The sequence below is a fragment of the Pantoea anthophila genome (genome assembly GCF_006494375.1).
Taxonomy (GTDB): domain Bacteria; phylum Pseudomonadota; class Gammaproteobacteria; order Enterobacterales; family Enterobacteriaceae; genus Pantoea; species Pantoea anthophila.
Genome location: NZ_VHIZ01000050.1, coordinates 227,081 through 244,166, shown reverse-complemented (window position 1 = coordinate 244,166; position 17,086 = coordinate 227,081). Strand labels below are relative to the sequence as shown.

13 protein-coding genes are annotated in these 17,086 nt (G+C 58.0%); 12 read left to right on the top strand and 1 reads right to left on the bottom strand.

Translation table 11 applies throughout. The features are described from left to right. The first annotated feature begins 21 nt into the window (after window positions 1-21). The 8 genes from ihfB (at window position 22) to FJW00_RS13310 (ending at window position 8,826) form a co-directional block, all read left to right on the top strand. On the top strand, window positions 22-306 hold the full coding sequence (gene ihfB / locus FJW00_RS13345) for an integration host factor subunit beta (RefSeq protein ID WP_003849360.1): 285 nt from the start codon (window positions 22-24) through the stop codon (window positions 304-306). Between the two features lie 204 nt (window positions 307-510). Then, the gene (locus FJW00_RS13340) at window positions 511-2,766 is read left to right on the top strand and encodes a DNA internalization-related competence protein ComEC/Rec2 (protein ID WP_181405380.1); all 2,256 of its coding nucleotides are present in this window, start codon (window positions 511-513) and stop codon (window positions 2,764-2,766) included. 34 nt (window positions 2,767-2,800) lie between these two features. Further along, window positions 2,801-4,549: a lipid A ABC transporter ATP-binding protein/permease MsbA gene (gene msbA / locus FJW00_RS13335; RefSeq protein WP_046101523.1), complete on the top strand. Its 1,749-nt coding sequence runs from the start codon at window positions 2,801-2,803 to the stop codon at window positions 4,547-4,549. Beyond that, window positions 4,546-5,532 (top strand): tetraacyldisaccharide 4'-kinase, encoded by a 987-nt coding sequence (gene lpxK, locus FJW00_RS13330; RefSeq protein ID WP_140924428.1) that lies wholly within the window; start codon window positions 4,546-4,548, stop codon window positions 5,530-5,532. The genes msbA and lpxK overlap by 4 nt, the downstream gene beginning before the upstream one ends. 41 nt (window positions 5,533-5,573) lie before the next feature. Continuing rightward, window positions 5,574-6,788, top strand: a complete 1,215-nt coding sequence (locus FJW00_RS13325; protein WP_140924425.1) for a winged helix-turn-helix domain-containing protein — start codon at window positions 5,574-5,576, stop codon at window positions 6,786-6,788. 104 nt (window positions 6,789-6,892) lie between these two features. After that, window positions 6,893-7,075: a Trm112 family protein gene (locus FJW00_RS13320; protein ID WP_009091101.1), complete on the top strand. Its 183-nt coding sequence runs from the start codon at window positions 6,893-6,895 to the stop codon at window positions 7,073-7,075. Beyond that, entirely contained in the window at window positions 7,072-7,821 is a 750-nt protein-coding gene (gene kdsB / locus FJW00_RS13315; protein ID WP_009091099.1) for a 3-deoxy-manno-octulosonate cytidylyltransferase, read from the top strand. Before FJW00_RS13320 ends, kdsB begins: the two co-directional genes overlap by 4 nt. A 111-nt stretch (window positions 7,822-7,932) precedes the next feature. Continuing rightward, the gene (locus tag FJW00_RS13310; RefSeq protein WP_140924423.1) at window positions 7,933-8,826 is read left to right on the top strand and encodes a protein kinase family protein; all 894 of its coding nucleotides are present in this window, start codon (window positions 7,933-7,935) and stop codon (window positions 8,824-8,826) included. Here the strand turns inward: FJW00_RS13310 and elyC are convergent. Further along, window positions 8,806-9,591: an envelope biogenesis factor ElyC gene (gene elyC / locus FJW00_RS13305; protein WP_140924634.1), complete on the bottom strand. Its 786-nt coding sequence runs from the start codon at window positions 9,589-9,591 to the stop codon at window positions 8,806-8,808. The genes FJW00_RS13310 and elyC overlap by 21 nt on opposite strands. A gap of 125 nt (window positions 9,592-9,716) precedes the next feature. Here elyC and cmoM point away from each other — a divergent pair, with 125 nt between their 5' ends. Genes cmoM through mukB form a run of 4 tightly spaced genes read left to right on the top strand, consistent with a single transcriptional unit; the run spans window position 9,717 to window position 17,011 of the window. Continuing rightward, window positions 9,717-10,502 carry a tRNA uridine 5-oxyacetic acid(34) methyltransferase CmoM gene (gene cmoM / locus FJW00_RS13300; protein WP_140924420.1) on the top strand — a complete coding sequence of 262 codons (786 nt, stop codon included), beginning with the start codon at window positions 9,717-9,719 and terminating at the stop codon, window positions 10,500-10,502. Continuing rightward, a complete protein-coding gene (gene mukF, locus FJW00_RS13295) occupies window positions 10,499-11,821 on the top strand; it encodes a chromosome partition protein MukF (protein ID WP_009091093.1) in 1,323 nt (440 codons plus the stop codon). The genes cmoM and mukF overlap by 4 nt, the downstream gene beginning before the upstream one ends. Further along, complete coding sequence (gene mukE, locus FJW00_RS13290; protein WP_009091092.1) at window positions 11,802-12,527, top strand: chromosome partition protein MukE; 726 nt, start codon at window positions 11,802-11,804, stop codon at window positions 12,525-12,527. Before mukF ends, mukE begins: the two co-directional genes overlap by 20 nt. Then, window positions 12,524-17,011, top strand: coding sequence for a chromosome partition protein MukB (mukB, locus tag FJW00_RS13285; protein ID WP_140924418.1), 4,488 nt, complete (start codon window positions 12,524-12,526; stop codon window positions 17,009-17,011). The genes mukE and mukB overlap by 4 nt, the downstream gene beginning before the upstream one ends. The last annotated feature ends 75 nt before the right edge of the window (window positions 17,012-17,086 follow it).

Sequence of the window (17,086 nt, the reverse complement as noted above, 5' to 3'; positions counted from 1 at the left end):
GAGGGATAAACCGGAGGTTACATGACCAAGTCAGAACTGATTGAAAGACTGGCGGGACAGCATACTCATATACCGGCGAAAGTCGTTGAGGATGCAGTAAAAGAGATGCTCGAGCACATGGCCACGACGCTGGCACAGGGTGAGCGCATCGAAATCCGGGGATTCGGCAGCTTTTCTTTGCACTATCGCGCTCCGCGCACCGGGCGTAACCCGAAAACGGGTGACAAAGTGGATCTGGAAGGTAAATACGTTCCCCACTTTAAGCCAGGTAAAGAGCTGCGCGATCGCGCAAATATTTACGGCTAAGCCGATACCGAACCCGATAAACGACATCTCCGGATGTCGTTTTTTTTTGCCCGCTATCCTGTCTGCGATCGGCTATCCACGCTGTTCTCATCTGACGCTATCCATCACAAATTCTTTGCGAGCCCGCTCGGGCCAGCGCAATTCTCTCCTGTTATTTTTTCCTGAGGGATTCAGACTTACGAAACTGACCCGATGGATATGATTATGCTGACATGGACTGTTCTGGCGCGACTGACGATTGTGTCCACACTGCCGCTACTGCTGATGGCCCGGCTGCCTTCAGGCCAGATGATACTGATGTTTCTTCTTACCGGTCTGGCGCTGCTGCATTCTCCTTATCAGCCTGTTCGTCTGATCGGTATCACGCTGCTGCTTCTGAGCTGGGCGTGCTACGACGCCCGTCTGATGGTGCGGGACATTGAACATTTCTCTGCACGTACCAGGAGCTACACGATTCAGATCGCTGAACTGCGCCAGGCGCGCAGGCAAATCCAGGTTCGCCTGCTGGAAGAAGAGGGCAGAAGGATATTTCCGCCGCGCTTCGCCTGGATCTATTTCGATGCTGACTCAGCGCTCTACTGTCCCGGACAGCGCTGGACGATGCAACTGCGTCTGCGACCGGTTCATGCCCGTCTCAACGAAGGCGATTTTGATGCCCAGCGTTTCGCACTCGCTAACAATACGCCGCTACAGGGGCGGATCCTGAAGCAGGTCGCAATTGATGAGCGCTGTGACGCGCGCTGGCGGTTTATTCTGGGGCATCGGGAGAGCACCCGCGGCCTCGCTTCACGGGCGACGCTGGAAGCGCTGGCGTTTGGCGTTCGTGATGAGATGAGCCAGCAGACACGTCAGCTTCTGCGGGAGACGGGCACTGCGCACCTGATGGCGATCTCCGGTATGCACATCGCCTTAGCGGCCAGCACCGGCTGGCTGATTGCGCGCGGCGTGCAGTTCTTTTTGCCAGCCCGCTGTGTCGGCTATCTTTTTCCTCTCATCGTGAGCTGGCTGTTCGCCGCACTCTATACCTGGCTTTCAGGCGCGCAGCCGCCCGCAGAGCGTTCATTGCTTGCCCTGACGTTATGGGGAATAACCCGGACTGCCGGTATTCAGCTGAACAGCTGGCAGGTCTGGACATTCTGTATTGCACTGCTGCTGGTGGCAGAGCCCTTAACCGTACTCTCTGACAGCTTCTGGCTCTCGGTACTGGCTGTCGGCATGCTGCTGGTCTGGTATCACTGGTTTCCCTTGCCTGCCGCGCTTCGGCATCAACGACGCTGGCTGCCGCTTCAGCTGCTGCATCTGCAGGCGGGCATGATGATTTTAATGGTACCGCTGCAGGTGGCGATTTTTAACGGCATCAGCCTGACGGCCCTGATGGCAAATTTCGTCGCGATTCCGGTTGTCTCATTCATTACCATGCCCCTGATAACGCTCGCCATGCTGTTGCCGGTCACACAGCTCTCCGGCTTCTTCTGGAGCGCGGCCGATCTTTCCCTGCGAGCGCTGTTTTACTGCCTGAAGCAGCTGCCATCGGGCTGGTATCCACTGAGTGGCACAACCTGGTTTACGGTCATGGTCTGGGGCGGCCTGATCCTCTGGCGCGCGCAGCTCTTTTTCGCTTTTCCTGTGAGCAGCAGCGCGATAGCCCTGGCGATGATACTCAGTCGCCAGCCCAACCAGGAACGGGGCTGGCGTATCGATATGCTGGATATCGGACACGGATTGAGCCTCGTGATCAGCCAGGGCGACGAGGCGGTGATCTATGACACCGGGCCACGCTGGCAGAACGATAATGCAGGCAGTCGGGTGATTATTCCATGGCTGGAGCGCAGGCAGCTGCGCCTGAAGCAGGTGATCCTCAGCCATAGACATCTTGATCATACCGGCGGGCTGGATGCGATCAGAAAGCGCTGGCCCGCAGCGGAAATCAGAAGTGCGCTGGCGGACAGGACGCACTTACCCTGTGTACGTGGCACGCAGTGGCGCTGGCGACAGCTCACTTTTCGGGTCATCTGGCCGCTGACGGCCCCTTTACCCGGTGGAAACAACGACTCCTGCGTGATGATTGTTGATGATGGTCAGGTGCGGCTGATGTTAACCGGCGATATTGAAGCCAGGGCGGAGCGTCAGCTGGTGGCCCTGGAAAAGGAGGGATTGAAAGTCGATATCCTGCAGGTGCCGCACCACGGCAGCCGCACTTCGTCCACCTCACTGCTGCTGCGCAAAGCGGCAGGCCACACCGCCATCGCCTCTCTGGCGCGCTACAATGCATGGCGTATGCCTGCAAAACGGGTCGTGGAAGCCTATCACGCCGCCGGTTTTCACTGGCTGGATACCGGGCAGTCAGGGCAAATCAGCATCAGGATAGAGCAGGGCAGCGTGCAGGTTTTCAGCCTGCGGGATCAATTAATGCCCCGTTGGTATCATCAGTGGTTTGGCGTCAAACGTGATTCCAGGTAGAATGGCCGGCTATTTCCAACAGCGTGAATAAATAATGCATCAAGATAAAGATCTCTCTACGTGGCAGACGTTCCGCCGACTCTGGCCGATGATCGCGCCAAATAAAGCGGGATTAATTGTGGCCTCTGTCGCCCTGATTATTAATGCTGCGGGCGACGCCTTAATGCTCTCCCTGTTGAAACCGTTACTGGATGATGGTTTTGGTAAAGCCGACCGGTCAGTAATGCTGTGGATGCCGTTGGTGGTGATCGGCCTGATGCTGGTACGTGGCGTAACCAGCTATATCTCCAGCTACTGCATCTCCTGGGTCTCCGGCAATGTCGTGATGAATATTCGCCGTCGCCTGTTCAGCCATATGATGGGCATGCCGGTTTCGTTTTTTGACCAGCAGTCGACCGGCACCCTGCTGTCGCGTATCACTTATGACTCTGAACAGGTCGCCTCCTCCTCTTCCGGTGCGCTGGTCACCGTGGTGCGTGAAGGGGCGTCGATTATTGGCCTGTTTATCATGATGTTCTACTACAGTTGGCAGCTGTCGTTAATCCTGATCGTGCTGGCACCTATCGTCTCCTTTGCCATCCGCACCGTTTCTAAGCGCTTCCGTTCAATCAGCAAAAGTATGCAGAACACCATGGGGCAGGTGACCACCAGCGCCGAGCAGATGCTGAAAGGACATAAAGAGGTACTGATTTTTGGCGGTCAGGAAATTGAGTCAGAGCGCTTTAACCGCGTCAGTAACCGTATGCGTCAGCAGGGGATGAAGCTGGTCTCAGCCTCCTCTATTTCCGATCCGGTGATTCAGCTGATCGCCTCTCTGGCCCTGGCTTTTGTTCTTTACGCCGCCAGTTTCCCGAGCGTCATGGATACCCTGACCGCTGGCACCATCACCGTGGTCTTCTCTTCGATGATTGCTCTGATGCGCCCGCTTAAGTCTCTGACCAACGTCAATGCCCAGTTTCAGCGCGGCATGGCAGCCTGTCAGACCCTGTTCTCCATTCTGGACAGTGAACAGGAAGTGGACAATGGCACCCGCGAAATTACCCGCGCCAAAGGCGATATTGAGTTCCGCGACGTGACCTTTACCTATCCGGGCCGTGAAGTCCCGGCACTGCGCAATATCAATCTGTCGCTGCCCGCCGGAAAAACGGTCGCGCTGGTGGGCCGTTCCGGTTCCGGTAAGTCCACGATGGCGAGCCTGCTGACCCGCTTTTATGACATCCAGCAGGGTGAAATTCTGCTGGACGGTTTTGACCTGCGTGAGTACACCCTGCGTTCGCTGCGTAATCAGGTGGCGCTGGTGTCGCAGAATGTGCATCTCTTCAACGACACGATTGCCAATAACATCGCTTATGCGCGCAGTGAGCAATACAGCCGTGAGGAGATTGAACGGGCAGCGACCATGGCGCACGCAATGGACTTTATCAATAAAATGGATAAAGGCCTGGATACGGTCATTGGTGAGAATGGCGTGCTGCTGTCTGGCGGCCAGCGTCAGCGTATTGCCATCGCCCGTGCCCTGCTGCGCGATTGTCCGATTCTGATCCTCGATGAAGCGACCTCAGCTCTGGATACCGAGTCCGAACGTGCGATTCAGTCAGCCCTGGATGAGTTGCAGAAGAACCGCACCTCGCTGGTGATTGCGCATCGACTCTCCACGATTGAGAAAGCGGATGAGATTGTGGTGATTGAAGATGGTCAGATCGTTGAACGCGGAACGCATCAGGTGCTGCTGGCTGAACGCGGTGCCTATGCCCAGCTGCACAAGATGCAATTCGGCCAATGATTGAACGTATCTGGAGTGGTCGCTCACCGCTGTGGCTTCTGCTCTGGCCATTAAGCCTGCTGTATGGGGCGATTACGGCTCTGATACGTTTCAGTTACCGCCGGGGCTGGCGAAAAAGCTGGCGTGCGCCCTTGCCGGTTGTGGTGGTGGGTAACTTAACCGCTGGCGGCAATGGGAAAACGCCGGTGGTGATCTGGCTGGTTGAGGCGCTGCAGCAGCGCGGGCTGCGTGTGGGGGTCGTCTCCAGGGGATATGGCGGCAAGGCGGATCACTATCCTCTGCGGGTGACCACCCAGACCGGCACCGATCAGGCCGGGGATGAACCGGTCCTGATTGCCCAGCGCACCGGGGCACCGGTCGCGGTCGCCCCCCGGCGTCGACAGGCAATTGAGGCGTTACTGCAGCAGGGCCCGCTGGATGTCATTATCACGGATGATGGCCTGCAGCATTACGCTCTGCAGCGCGACCGGGAAATTGTGGTGGTGGACGGCCAGCGTCGCTTCGGTAATGGCTGGTGGTTGCCCGCCGGTCCGATGCGCGAACGAGCCAGTCGTCTGCAGCAGGTTGATGCGGTAATCATTAACGGCGGCGATGCACTGGCTGGCGAGATTGCCATGCATCTCCAGCCTGGCCTGGCCACTAATCTGCTGACCGGTGAAACCTGTCCGTTGCAGCAACTGCGGGAAGTGGTGGCGATGGCCGGTATTGGTCATCCGCCCCGCTTTTTCAACACGCTGAAGCAGCAGGGTATGACGCCGCTGGCAGAAGTCGCCTTTGCCGATCATCACGCCTACAGCGAAGATGAGCTGACCCGCCTACTGCAGCCGGGCCAGCAACTGCTGATGACCGAAAAAGATGCGGTGAAATGCCGACCGTTTGCCCAGCCGTCGTGGTGGTATCTGCCGGTAGATGCCCGGTTATCCGGCCAGGCCGTGACGCCCTTACTGGACGATATCGAACAGCTCAGCCGCCGCACGTCCTGACCCCCCAATGTGCATTCAGGTGAGGCCTGATAAGGAAAAGAATGAACACCACGCATTCACTTTCGTTACAGCAGGCCCGTCACCTTCATCTTGCCGCCCAGGGCCTGCTGCGCGCCCCTGCAAAGCGCGCGGTCTATCAGGATCTGATCGCGTGCATCTCCCGCATGTCGCTGCTGCAGATTGATACGATCCATGTGGTAGCGCGCAGTCCTTATCTGGTGCTTTTCAGCCGTCTTGGTGACTTTCCACAGCCCTGGCTGGAACAGGCGCTGGCTGAGGGTGAGCTGTTTGAATACTGGGCGCACGAAGCCTGCTTTATTCCCCGCGCCGATTACCGGCTTCTGCGTCATCGTATGCTCTCGCCGGAGCGGCTGGGCTGGAAATATAGTGCGCAGTGGGTTGCTGAGCATCAGCAGGAGATAGCCGATCTCCTGAAGCATATCAGGGAGAAGGGGCCGGTACGGGCCGCCGACTTCAGCCATGCTGATAATCCCACATCGGGATGGTGGGCATGGAAACCGCATAAGCGCCATCTGGAAAATCTCTTCAGCGCCGGTGAACTGATGGTTACCGAACGCCGCAATTTTCAGCGTGTCTATGACCTGCGCAGCCGCGTGATGCCTGACTGGCAGGATGCCATCCATGGCATCAGCGAAGCGGAAGCCATCCACCAGATGTTGCTGAACAGTGCCCGCAGTCTGGGCCTCTTTCGCACTGCCTGGCTGGCCGATTACTATCGTCTGAAACGGGCACCACTGAACGCGTTTATCGCCGAGGCGCAGGCAGCCGGAGAACTGGTGGCCGTCAACACGGAAGGGCTGGGGGCGATGTGGCTTCACCGGGACCTGCTGCCGTTACTGGAGACCCCGCTGCAGGCGACGCACAGCGCGCTGTTGTCGCCGTTTGATCCGGTGGTCTGGGATCGCAAACGTGCGCTGGAGCTGTTCAGCTTTGACTATCGTATCGAGTGCTATACCCCGGCGGAAAAGCGGAAATTTGGCTATTTTGTGCTGCCCATACTTCATCGCGGTCAGCTGAAAGGCCGGCTGGATGCCCGCATGCTGCGCAAGGCTAAACAGCTGGAAATTAAAAATATCTGGCTTGAAGAGAAGACCCGTGTGACGGCACGCTTTGTCGTGGATATCCGGCGCGCGATCGAACGTTTCGCCGCATGGCAGGGTGCAGAGAGCGTCGTCATCCTCAACATGCCAGAGGCCCTTAGCGATTGCTGGCCTGCGCTGTGGACACTGGCATAATCTCTTTTGCGGCAGCTGCCGCAGAGAACGTTTTACCCCATCCCGCATGAAGCGGGCTATGGTATGCTTTACCCCTTAAGCATTTGCTCCCTGATGGAGGACATATGGATCATCGTTTACTCGAAATCGTTGCCTGCCCGGTCTGTAATGGCAAACTCTACTTTAACAATGCTCAGCAGGAGCTGATCTGCAAACCCGATGGCCTGGCCTTCCCGGTCAGAGAGGGGATTCCGGTACTGCTGGAAACAGAAGCCCGTACGCTCTCTGTTGAAGAGATTCATCCATGAGTTTCACCGCCATCATTCCTGCACGTTATGCGTCAACCCGCTTACCCGGCAAGCCGCTGCTCGATATTCATGGTAAACCGATGGTGGTGCATGTGATGGAGCGCGCCCGCGAGTCGGGTGCCAGCCGGGTCATTGTGGCCACCGATCATCCCGATGTGGCGCAGGCCGTGGAAGCGGCAGGCGGCGAAGTCTGCATGACGCGCGCCGATCATCAGTCCGGCACAGAGCGGCTGGCGGAAGTGATCGAAAAGTATCAGTTTGCTGATGATGAAATCATCGTCAACGTGCAGGGCGACGAACCGATGATTCCGGCAGAGATTGTGCGTCAGGTGGCGAATAATCTGGCGGGGTCGGCAGCGGGCATGGCGACGCTGGCCGTACCCATCACGGATGCGGAGGAAGCGTTTAATCCCAATGCGGTGAAAGTGGTCATGGATGCGCAGGGTTACGCGCTCTATTTTTCACGGGCGACTATCCCCTGGGATCGTGAACGCTATGCTGCGTCACGCGACCAGATTGGTGACACGCTACTGCGCCACATTGGTATTTACGCCTATCGGGCCGGTTTTATCCGCCGCTATGTTGCCTGGGCACCTTGTCCGCTGGAGCAGATTGAGCTGCTCGAACAGCTGCGGGTGTTATGGTACGGCGAGAAAATTCATGTTGCTGTTGCGCAAACTATTCCCAGCGTGGGAGTAGACACGCCAGACGATTTGCAACGTGTCCGCGAGGCCATGCAGGCCTGATTATCGGGGAGCCTGTCTCCCCGTTTCCGCACAACCTTATTGATCCGCCACTAAACTTATCGCCACCACTTCCTTCAGGATATTGTGATACTCATCTGAGGAGGATGCCGCATGGAAGAGCTTAAATCGGAACTCACGCTGGCGCTGGGAGAAACGATCAGCCGCCTCGAAATCATCAGCGAACAGCCGCCCACCCGACTTTATGCGTTATACGATCGGGAAGGCCTCCCTATGCCGGTCGTGGCAAAATATTTTCGTCATCAGGGCCGGGCAGCGATAGAAGCGAAAAAGCTGACGTTGCTCGGTCAGGCCGGACGGATTGCGGTGCCAGCCGTGTACGGTCTGGTGATGAGCCAGCGTCCTCCGGTTCATGAAATGCTTCTGCTGGCGCGACTCAATGGCGTGACGGCGGAGGCCCCGGCGCGGGATGCTCAGCGCTGGCAGCAGTTTTGTGAGCAGGTAGTCGAAGGACTGCTTGCCTGGCATCGGCTCGACAGCCATGGGCTGGTGGGTACGGTGGATAGCACTCAGCAGAATCGCTGGCCCGCCTGGTATGCTCAGCGGGTTGAGGTGCTGTGGGCGACGCTGAATTATCTGCGACCACCGGCTTTGACGCTCGAAGATCGCCAGATTCTGTTTCGCTGCCGGGCGCGACTGGCGCATCTGTTCCGCGGCTTTGACGATCCCTGCGTAATGGTGCATGGCAACGTCCGGCTGCAAAGCATGCTGAAAAACAGCCGCAGCGATCAGCTAATCGCGATGACCCAGCCCGGCCCGCTCCTCTGGGCACCGCGTGAGATTGATCTCATCCATCTGGATGACTCTCCTGCTGAAACCGCGCTGCTGCACAGCTATCTGCAGCGGGCACCGGTTTCAGAAGGCTTTGTCTGGCGTCGTTGGGTTTATCAGGTGTGGGACTGCGTCGACCAGCTGATCCAGACCGGCACCTTTAATCGTCCCCGTTTTGACCATGCCTGCGCGCAGCTACTTCCCTGGCTCGGCTGAGTCCGGTTTCTCGCCTTTCAGCCGTTGTAATAGTGCCCCAAGCGTTTCATACACCGCCCGTTCGCTGTGACTCAGCCAGATCGGGGAGGGTATCGCTCGCTCCCATCCATTCAGCGGTGAGGTAATTGCCAGCTGGTTGGCGGGTGCGGCAATCGGCTGCAATCCGACCGCGTGGAAAAAACGTATTGCCCGCGGCATATGATTCGCGGATGTGACCAGCAGGAATGGATGTTCACCCACCACGCCTTTCACCGCCTGCGCCTCATCCGCCGTATCACGCGGCTGATCGAGAAGCTGAATATGTGCCGGGGGAACACCCAAACTTTCGGCTACCTGTGCCGCGACCCGGGCGCTGCTCTTCGGATTGGTGCCGCCTGCGGCGCCGGTGAAAATCAGGGTCGATTGCGGATTGCGTTGCCACTGACGCACTCCTTCTGCCACGCGCGGCAGGCTGTTGTTCAGCAGGTTTGAGCTCGGCGCCCACGCCGGATTGAACGTGTAGCCTCCGCCCAGCACGACGATGTAATCCACCTCACGGGTGCCGTTCCAGGTCGGATAACGGCTATCCAGCGGCAACAGCAGGCGATCGGCCAGCGGTTGCAGACTCAGAAGCAGCAGTAACAGCCAGCTGACAGAGATCACGGTTTTACCGCTTTTCTGCCAGTCAGTCAGCCAAAGCAGTAAAATGCCCAATGCCATCAGCAAAAGCAGAAACGGCAGGGGTAAAAGCAGCCCGCCAATCACTTTTTTCAGGGTAAATAACATCAAAAACGCGTCCTGTTGTCCGAAAATAGAGCACCCGGAAGGGAAGATGGGGATGAAAGGTTCATTCTTCTGGTGCCTGTGACAAAATAGCACAAGTCTTACCGCAGCATACCGGAGCGCATGCCATGCAGGATCGTAACTTTGACGATCTCGCGGATAAATTTTCGCAAAATATTTACGGCACCACCAAAGGCCGGATACGCCAGGCCATTCTCCATGATGAGCTGGCGATGATCCTGCCAGGCCTGTCGCCACACCCGCTCTCCGTGCTGGATGCGGGTGGCGGAATTGGCCAGGTCTCCAGCGGTCTGGCGGCGCAGGGCCATCAGGTGCTGCTGTGCGATCTCTCCGGTGAGATGCTGCGCCGGGCGGAAGAAAATGCCACGGCGCAGGGTGTGAGCCACAACATGCAATTCAGACAAATTAGCGCCCAGCAGGTGGGTGAACATTTGGATAAGCCGGTGGATCTGGTATTGTTCCACGCTGTGCTTGAGTGGGTCGCCGAACCGGAGGCGGTGCTGAAAGCGTTGTATGATGTGCTGCGTCCGGGTGGGGTCATGTCACTGATGTTTTACAATCTGCACGGCCTGACACTGCGCACCTTAACGCTGGGCAACTTTGGCTATCTGCGCACCAACCTGACCAAACGCAAAAAGCACACGCTATCGCCTGACTATCCCCGCGATCCCGATCAGGTTTATCGCTGGCTGGAGGCCTGTGGCTTTGTGATTGAGCGGCGTGCCGGTATCCGGGTTTTCAGCGACTACATGAAACCGCCAAAGGGCGAGCCCAAAAGCGACGACGAAATTATTGAGATGGAGCGGCGTTACTGCCGTCAGGAACCCTTTTTAAGCTTAGGGCGTTACATCCACGTGACCGCGCGTAAACCCGGGCAGAAGGACGAATTATGAGTGAATTTTCCCAGACGGTACCTGAACTGGTATCCTGGGCGCGCAAAAATGACTTTTCCCTTGCGCTGCCAGTGGAACGGCTGGCCTTTTTGCTGGCTATCGCCACCCTCAACGGGGAGCGGATGGACGGCGAAATGAGCGAAGGCGATCTGATCGATGCTTTTCGTCACGTCAGTAAAGCGTTTGAACAAACCCATGAAACTGTGCTGGTTCGCGCCAATAACGCCATCAATGACATGGTGCGACAGCGCCTGCTCAACCGCTTTACCAGCGAGCTCACCGAAGGCAACGCCATCTATCGCCTGACGCCGCTGGCGATCGGTATCACCGACTACTACATCCGTCAGCGGGAGTTTTCGACCCTGCGCCTGTCGATGCAGCTCTCCATTGTGGCCAGTGAGCTGAAGCGGGCCGCCGATGCCGCCCAGGAAAATGGCGATGAGTTTCACTGGCACCGTAATGTTTTCGCGCCGCTGAAATATTCGGTGGCAGAGATATTCGACAGCATCGATATGACCCAGCGTCTGATGGATGAGCAGCAGCAGGCGGTCAAAAACGATATCGCCGAGCTGCTGAACAAAGACTGGCGCGCGGCTATCTCCAGCTGCGAAATGCTGCTTTCAGAGACCTCGGGAACCCTGCGCGAACTGCAGGATACGCTCGAAGCCGCGGGTGATAAGCTGCAGGAAAACCTGTTACGCATTCAGGATGCCACGCTGAACAGCCCGGATCTCGGGTTTGTCGACAAGCTGGTGTTTGATCTGCAGAGCAAACTTGACCGCATCACCAGCTGGGGCCAGCAGGCGATTGACCTCTGGATCGGCTACGACCGCCACGTCCATAAATTTATTCGTACTGCCATCGACATGGATAAAAACCGCGTCTTTGCGCAGCGTCTGCGGGTATCGGTTCAGAATTACTTCGACGCGCCGTGGGCGCTGACCTATGCCAACGCCGACCGTCTCTATGACATGCGCGATGAGGCTCTGACGCTGCGTAACGACGAAGTCATGGGCGAACTGCCGCCGGAGATGGAGTACGAAGAGATCAACGAAATCCGCGAACAGCTGGCAGCCATGATTGAAGAAGCGCTGCAGGTCTACAAGTTGCAACAAAAACCGCTCAACCTCGCGTCAGTAATGCGCGACTACCTGGCCCAGTATCCCCGCGCCCGTCATTTCGATCTGGCGCGCATTGTGGTGGACCAGGCGGTGCGTCTTGGCGTAGCGGAAGCCGATTTAGCCGGTTTGCCTGTGGAATGGCAAGCCATCAATGATTACGGAGCCAAGGTGCAGGCACATGTCATCGACAAATATTGAACAAGTGATGCCGGTTAAGCTGGCACAGGCACTGGCCAACCCGATTTTCCCCGCGCTGGACAGCCAGTTACGCGCGGGACGCCACATCGGTATTGAAGAGCTGGATAACCACGCTTTTCTGATGGACTACCAGTCGTTTCTCGAAGAGTTTTACAGCCGCTATCATGTGGAGTTAATCCGTGCGCCGGAAGGCTTCTTCTATCTGCGTCCGCGTTCAACCACGCTGATCCCGCGCTCGGTACTCTCTGAGCTGGATATGATGGTCGGGAAAATTCTCTGCTATCTCTATCTCAGCCCGGAACGGCTGGCCAATGAAGGGATTTTCACCCAGCAGGAGCTCTACGATGAACTGCTCTCGCTGGCGGACGAGAACCGGCTGCTGAAGCTGGTGAATCAGCGTTCAACCGGGTCGGATCTGGACCGCACCAAGCTGCAGGAGAAAGTGCGCGCCTCACTGAGCCGTCTGCGCCGTCTCGGCATGGTGTGGTTTTTCGGCAACGACAGCAGCAAATTCCGCATCACGGAATCGGTGTTCCGCTTTGGCGCCGACGTGCGCGGCGGAGATGATGCCCGTGAAGCGCAGCTTCGTCTGATTCGTGACGGTGAAGCGATGCTACTGGAAAACGCCACTGCACCGGTTGACACCGATGAAGGTGACGGGCAGGAGAGCGACGCGAGTGAGAACGCAGAGGAAGAACAGGCATGATTGAGCGCGGAAAGTTTCGTTCGCTTACGCTGATCAACTGGAACGGCTTTTTTGCCCGCACCTTTGATCTTGATGAATTGGTTACCACGCTGTCAGGCGGTAACGGGGCCGGTAAGTCCACCACGATGGCGGCTTTTGTCACCGCGCTGATCCCCGATCTGACGCTACTGCACTTCCGTAATACCACCGAAGCGGGTGCGACCTCCGGGTCGCGCGATAAAGGCCTGCACGGCAAACTGCGCGCCGGCGTCTGCTACTCCATGCTGGATGTGGTGAACTCACGCCACCAGCGTGTGGTGGTGGGTGTTCGCCTGCAGCAGGTCGCCGGTCGGGATAAAAAGGTGGACATCAAGCCGTTCAGTATCCACGGTCTGCCTGCCGACACCAATCCGACCGACATGCTGACTGAAGTGCTGAACAGCCGTCAGGCGCGCGTGTTGCCGCTGAATGAGGTGAAAGAGCGGGTTGAGGCGCAGGAAGGGGTACAGTTCCGCGCCTATAACTCGGTCACTGACTATCACGCCATGATGTTTGATCTGGGCGTGGTGCCGCGTCGTCTGCGCTCCGCCAGCGATCGCAGCAAGTTTTATCGCCTGATCGAAGCCTCGCTCTACGGCGGTATCTCCAGTGCGATTACCCGATCGCTGCGCGATTACCTGCTGCCTGAAAACAGCGGCGTGCGCAAAGCCTTCCAAGATATGGAAGCCGCACTGCGCGAGAACCGCATGACGCTGGAGGCAATCCGCGTAACTCAGTCCGATCGCGATCTGTTTAAACACCTGATCTCTGAGGCGACCAGTTACGTTTCGGCTGACTACATGCGCCATGCTAACGAGCGTCGGGTTCATCTCGACAGCGCGCTACAGCTGCGCAATGAACTGTTCAGCAGCCGCAAGCAACTCGCCACCGAGCAGTATCGTCATGTTGAAATGGCGCGCGAACTGGCTGAGCACAGCGGCGCCGAAAACGATCTCGAAGTCGATTATCAGTCCGCCAGCGATCACCTTAACCTTGTGCAGACGGCGATGCGTCAGCAGGAGAAGATTGAACGCTACGATGCCGATATCGAAGACCTGACGCTGCGGCTGGAAGAGCAGACCGAAGTGGTGGCCGAAGCGCGTGAGATTCAGGAAGAGAACGAAGCGCGGGCTGAAGCGGCTGAGCTGGAAGTGGATGAGCTGAAAAGTCAGCTGGCTGATTTCCAGCAGGCGCTCGACGTGCAGCAAACCCGCGCCATTCAGTATCAGCAGGCACTGCAGGCGCTGGAGCGCGCCCGTACCCTTTGTCAGTTGCCCGACCTGAGCATCGACAATGCAGCCGAATGGCAGGAGAGCTTCCAGGCTAAAGAGGAGGAGGCGACAGAGCATCTGCTGCGTCTGGAGCAGATGCTGAGCGTGGCGGAAGCGGCGCACAGTCAGTTTGAACAGGCGCTGGCGCTGGTGACCAGCATCGCCGGTGAGGTGAGTCGGCAGGATGCCTGGCAAACCGGCCGCGAACTGCTGCGGGATGCCAGCAATCAGCGCCATCACGCCGAACAGCTCTCCTCGCTGCGTCTGCGTCTCAATGAACTGGAACAGCGGCTGCGCGAGCAGCATGAGGCTGAGCGTCTGCTGGCCGAGTTCTGCAAGCGTCAGGGGCAGCACTACGACGCGGATGCGCTGGCTGGCCTGCAGCAGGAGCTGGAAGCGCAGATCGAACAGCTGAACAGCAGCGTGGCGGACGCGGGTGAGCAGCGCATGAAGATGCGCCAGGAGCTCGAACAGCTGCGTGAACGTATTACAGGCCTGACGGCGCGCGCGCCGCACTGGCTCGCCGCCCAGGAGATCCTGACGCAGCTCAGCGAACAGACCGGCCAGGCGCTGAACAGCAGCCAGGATGTCACCGAGTACATGCAGCAGCTGCTGGAACAGGAGCGTGAAACTACCGTCGAGCGCGACGAAGTGGCAGCACGTAAACGCGACATCGAGCAGCAGATTGAACGGCTGAGTCAGCCGGGCGGTGCTGAGGATGCGCGTCTGACCCAGCTGGCAGAACGTTTTGGCGGCGTGCTGCTGTCAGAGATTTACGATGATGTGACCCTGGACGATGCGCCGTACTTCTCGGCGCTCTATGGCCCGTCACGTCATGCGATTGTTGTACCTGATCTTTCACGGGTGCGCGAGTTGCTGGACGGACTGGAAGAGTGCCCGGAAGATCTCTATCTGATCGAGGGCGATCCGCAGTCATTCGACGACAGCGTCTTCAGTGTTGATGAGCTGCAGAATGCGGTCGTGGTAAAAGTGGCTGAGCGTCAGTGGCGCTACTCCCGCTTCCCGAAAATACCGCTGTTTGGCCGCGCGGCGCGTGAAAATCAGCTCGAGCTGCTGCATCTGGAGCGCGACAAGCTGGCGGAACGCTACGCGACCCTGTCGTTCGATGTGCAGAAAACGCAGCGTCTGCATCAGTCCTTCAGTCGCTTTATCGGCAGTCATCTGGCCGTCGCCTTTGATGCCGACCCGGAAGCGCAGATTCGTCAGCTGGGCGCGCGCCGCGGGGAGCTGGAGCGGGCGCTGAATCAGCATGAAAGTAACAATCAGCAGCAGCGTCAGCAGTATGAGCTGGCGAAAGAGGGCGTATCGCAGTTAAACCGCCTGCTGCCGCGCGTTAATCTGCTGCTGGATGACACCCTGGCCGATCGCTGCGAAGAGATTCGTGAGCAGGTAGATGCCGCTCAGGATGCGGCGCGCTTCCTGCATCAGCATGGCGCTAAGCTGGCGAAACTGGAACCGATCATCGCGGTTCTGCAGAGCGACCCGGAACAGCACGAACAGCTGCAGGCGGACTATCAGCAGGCGCAGCAGCAGCAGCGCAACGCCCGTCAGCAGGCATTTGCCCTGACCGAGGTGGTGCAGCGTCGTGCTCACTTCAGTTATGACGATTCAGCCAGCATGCTCAGTGGCAACAATGACCTCAGCGACAAGCTGCGTCAGCGCCTGGAGCAGGCTGAAGGCGAGCGCAGCCGTTGCCGTGAACGTCTGCGTGAACATCAGGCACAGCTGACCCAATATGCTCAGCTGCTGGCCTCGCTGAAAAGCGCCTGGGATGCCAAGCGCGACATGCTGAAAGAGCTGCAGCAGGAGATGCAGACGATTGGCGTCCATGCGGACAGCAGCGCAGAAGCGCGGGCGCGGGCGCGTCGCGATGAGCTTTATACCGCACTGAGCCACAACCGCGCACGCCGGAATCAGCTGGAGAAACAGCTGACCTTCTGCGAAGCGGAGATGGATAATCTGCAGAAGCGACTGCGCCAGCTGGAACGCCAGTATCATCAGGTGCGTGAACAGGTGGTCAGCGCGAAAGCGGGCTGGTGCACGGTGCTGCGTCTGGTCAAAGAGAATGGCGTGGAGCGCCGTCTGCATCGTCGTGAACTCGCCTACATGAGTGGCGATGAACTGCGTTCGATGTCGGATAAGGCGCTGGGTGCGCTGCGTCTGGCGGTGGCGGACAATGAGCATCTGCGCGACGTGCTGCGGCTGTCGGAAGATCCGAAACGTCCGGAACGTAAAATTCAGTTCTTTATCGCCGTTTATCAGCATCTGCGTGAGCGTATTCGTCAGGACATTATCCGGACTGACGATCCGGTGGAAGCGATTGAGCAGATGGAGATTGAGCTGAATCGCCTGACGGAAGAGCTGACCGCGCGTGAGCAGATGCTGGCCATCAGTTCTCGCAGTGCGGCGAACATTATCCGTAAAACCATCCAGCGTGAACAGAACCGTATCCGTCAGCTGAATCAGGGCCTGCAGACCGTCAGCTTTGGTCAGGTGCGCAGCGTACGTCTCAACGTTAACGTTCGCGAAACCCATGCCATGCTGCTGGATACGCTGTCGGAAGAGCATGAACAGCATCAGGACCTCTTCAACAGTAACCGTCTGACCTTCTCAGAGGCGCTGGCTAAGCTCTATCAGCGTCTGAACCCGCATATCGATATGGGTCAGCGGACGCCGCAGACTATCGGTGAGGAGCTGCTGGACTACCGCAACTATCTGGAGATGGAGGTGGAAGTTAACCGCGGTTCGGATGGCTGGCTGCGTGCAGAAAGTGGCGCACTCTCAACCGGTGAAGCGATCGGCACCGGGATGTCGATTCTGGTGATGGTCGTGCAGAGCTGGGAAGAGGAGTCACGCCGTCTGCGTGGCAAGGATATCTCACCTTGCCGCCTGCTGTTCCTGGATGAGGCGGCCCGTCTGGATGCCCGCTCTATCGCCACGCTGTTTGAGCTATGTGAACGTCTGGAGATGCAGCTGGTGATTGCTGCGCCGGAGAACATCAGCCCGGAGAAAGGCACGACCTACAAACTGGTGCGTAAGGTGTTTAACAACACCGAGCACGTGCATGTTGTCGGCCTGCGTGGATTTGCGGCCGATCCCGTGCCCACTCGTGCCGGGAGCGGGGAGGCCGCTCTGCCCGATCTGACCACTGAAAAATCTCAGGCTGAGACGTAGTCAAAAACCGAACCATTGGTTAATCTGGAAACGGCATTTGTCGCATGAGGCAAATGCCGTTTTTGTTTGTATACT

Excerpts from the sequence above, each read along its gene's own strand:
- lpxK (WP_140924428.1), top strand. The coding sequence starts at position 4,546 with ATGATTGAACGTATCTGGAGTGGTCGCTCACCGCTGTGGCTTCTGCTC.
- elyC (WP_140924634.1), bottom strand. The coding sequence starts at position 9,591 with ATGTTATTTACCCTGAAAAAAGTGATTGGCGGGCTGCTTTTACCCCTG.
- FJW00_RS13310 (WP_140924423.1), top strand. The coding sequence starts at position 7,933 with ATGGAAGAGCTTAAATCGGAACTCACGCTGGCGCTGGGAGAAACGATC.
- cmoM (WP_140924420.1), top strand. The coding sequence starts at position 9,717 with ATGCAGGATCGTAACTTTGACGATCTCGCGGATAAATTTTCGCAAAAT.
- msbA (WP_046101523.1), top strand. The coding sequence starts at position 2,801 with ATGCATCAAGATAAAGATCTCTCTACGTGGCAGACGTTCCGCCGACTC.
- FJW00_RS13325 (WP_140924425.1), top strand. The coding sequence starts at position 5,574 with ATGAACACCACGCATTCACTTTCGTTACAGCAGGCCCGTCACCTTCAT.
- mukE (WP_009091092.1), top strand. The coding sequence starts at position 11,802 with ATGTCATCGACAAATATTGAACAAGTGATGCCGGTTAAGCTGGCACAG.
- FJW00_RS13320 (WP_009091101.1), top strand. The coding sequence starts at position 6,893 with ATGGATCATCGTTTACTCGAAATCGTTGCCTGCCCGGTCTGTAATGGC.
- ihfB (WP_003849360.1), top strand. The coding sequence starts at position 22 with ATGACCAAGTCAGAACTGATTGAAAGACTGGCGGGACAGCATACTCAT.
- mukB (WP_140924418.1), top strand. The coding sequence starts at position 12,524 with ATGATTGAGCGCGGAAAGTTTCGTTCGCTTACGCTGATCAACTGGAAC.
- kdsB (WP_009091099.1), top strand. The coding sequence starts at position 7,072 with ATGAGTTTCACCGCCATCATTCCTGCACGTTATGCGTCAACCCGCTTA.
- FJW00_RS13340 (WP_181405380.1), top strand. The coding sequence starts at position 511 with ATGCTGACATGGACTGTTCTGGCGCGACTGACGATTGTGTCCACACTG.
- mukF (WP_009091093.1), top strand. The coding sequence starts at position 10,499 with ATGAGTGAATTTTCCCAGACGGTACCTGAACTGGTATCCTGGGCGCGC.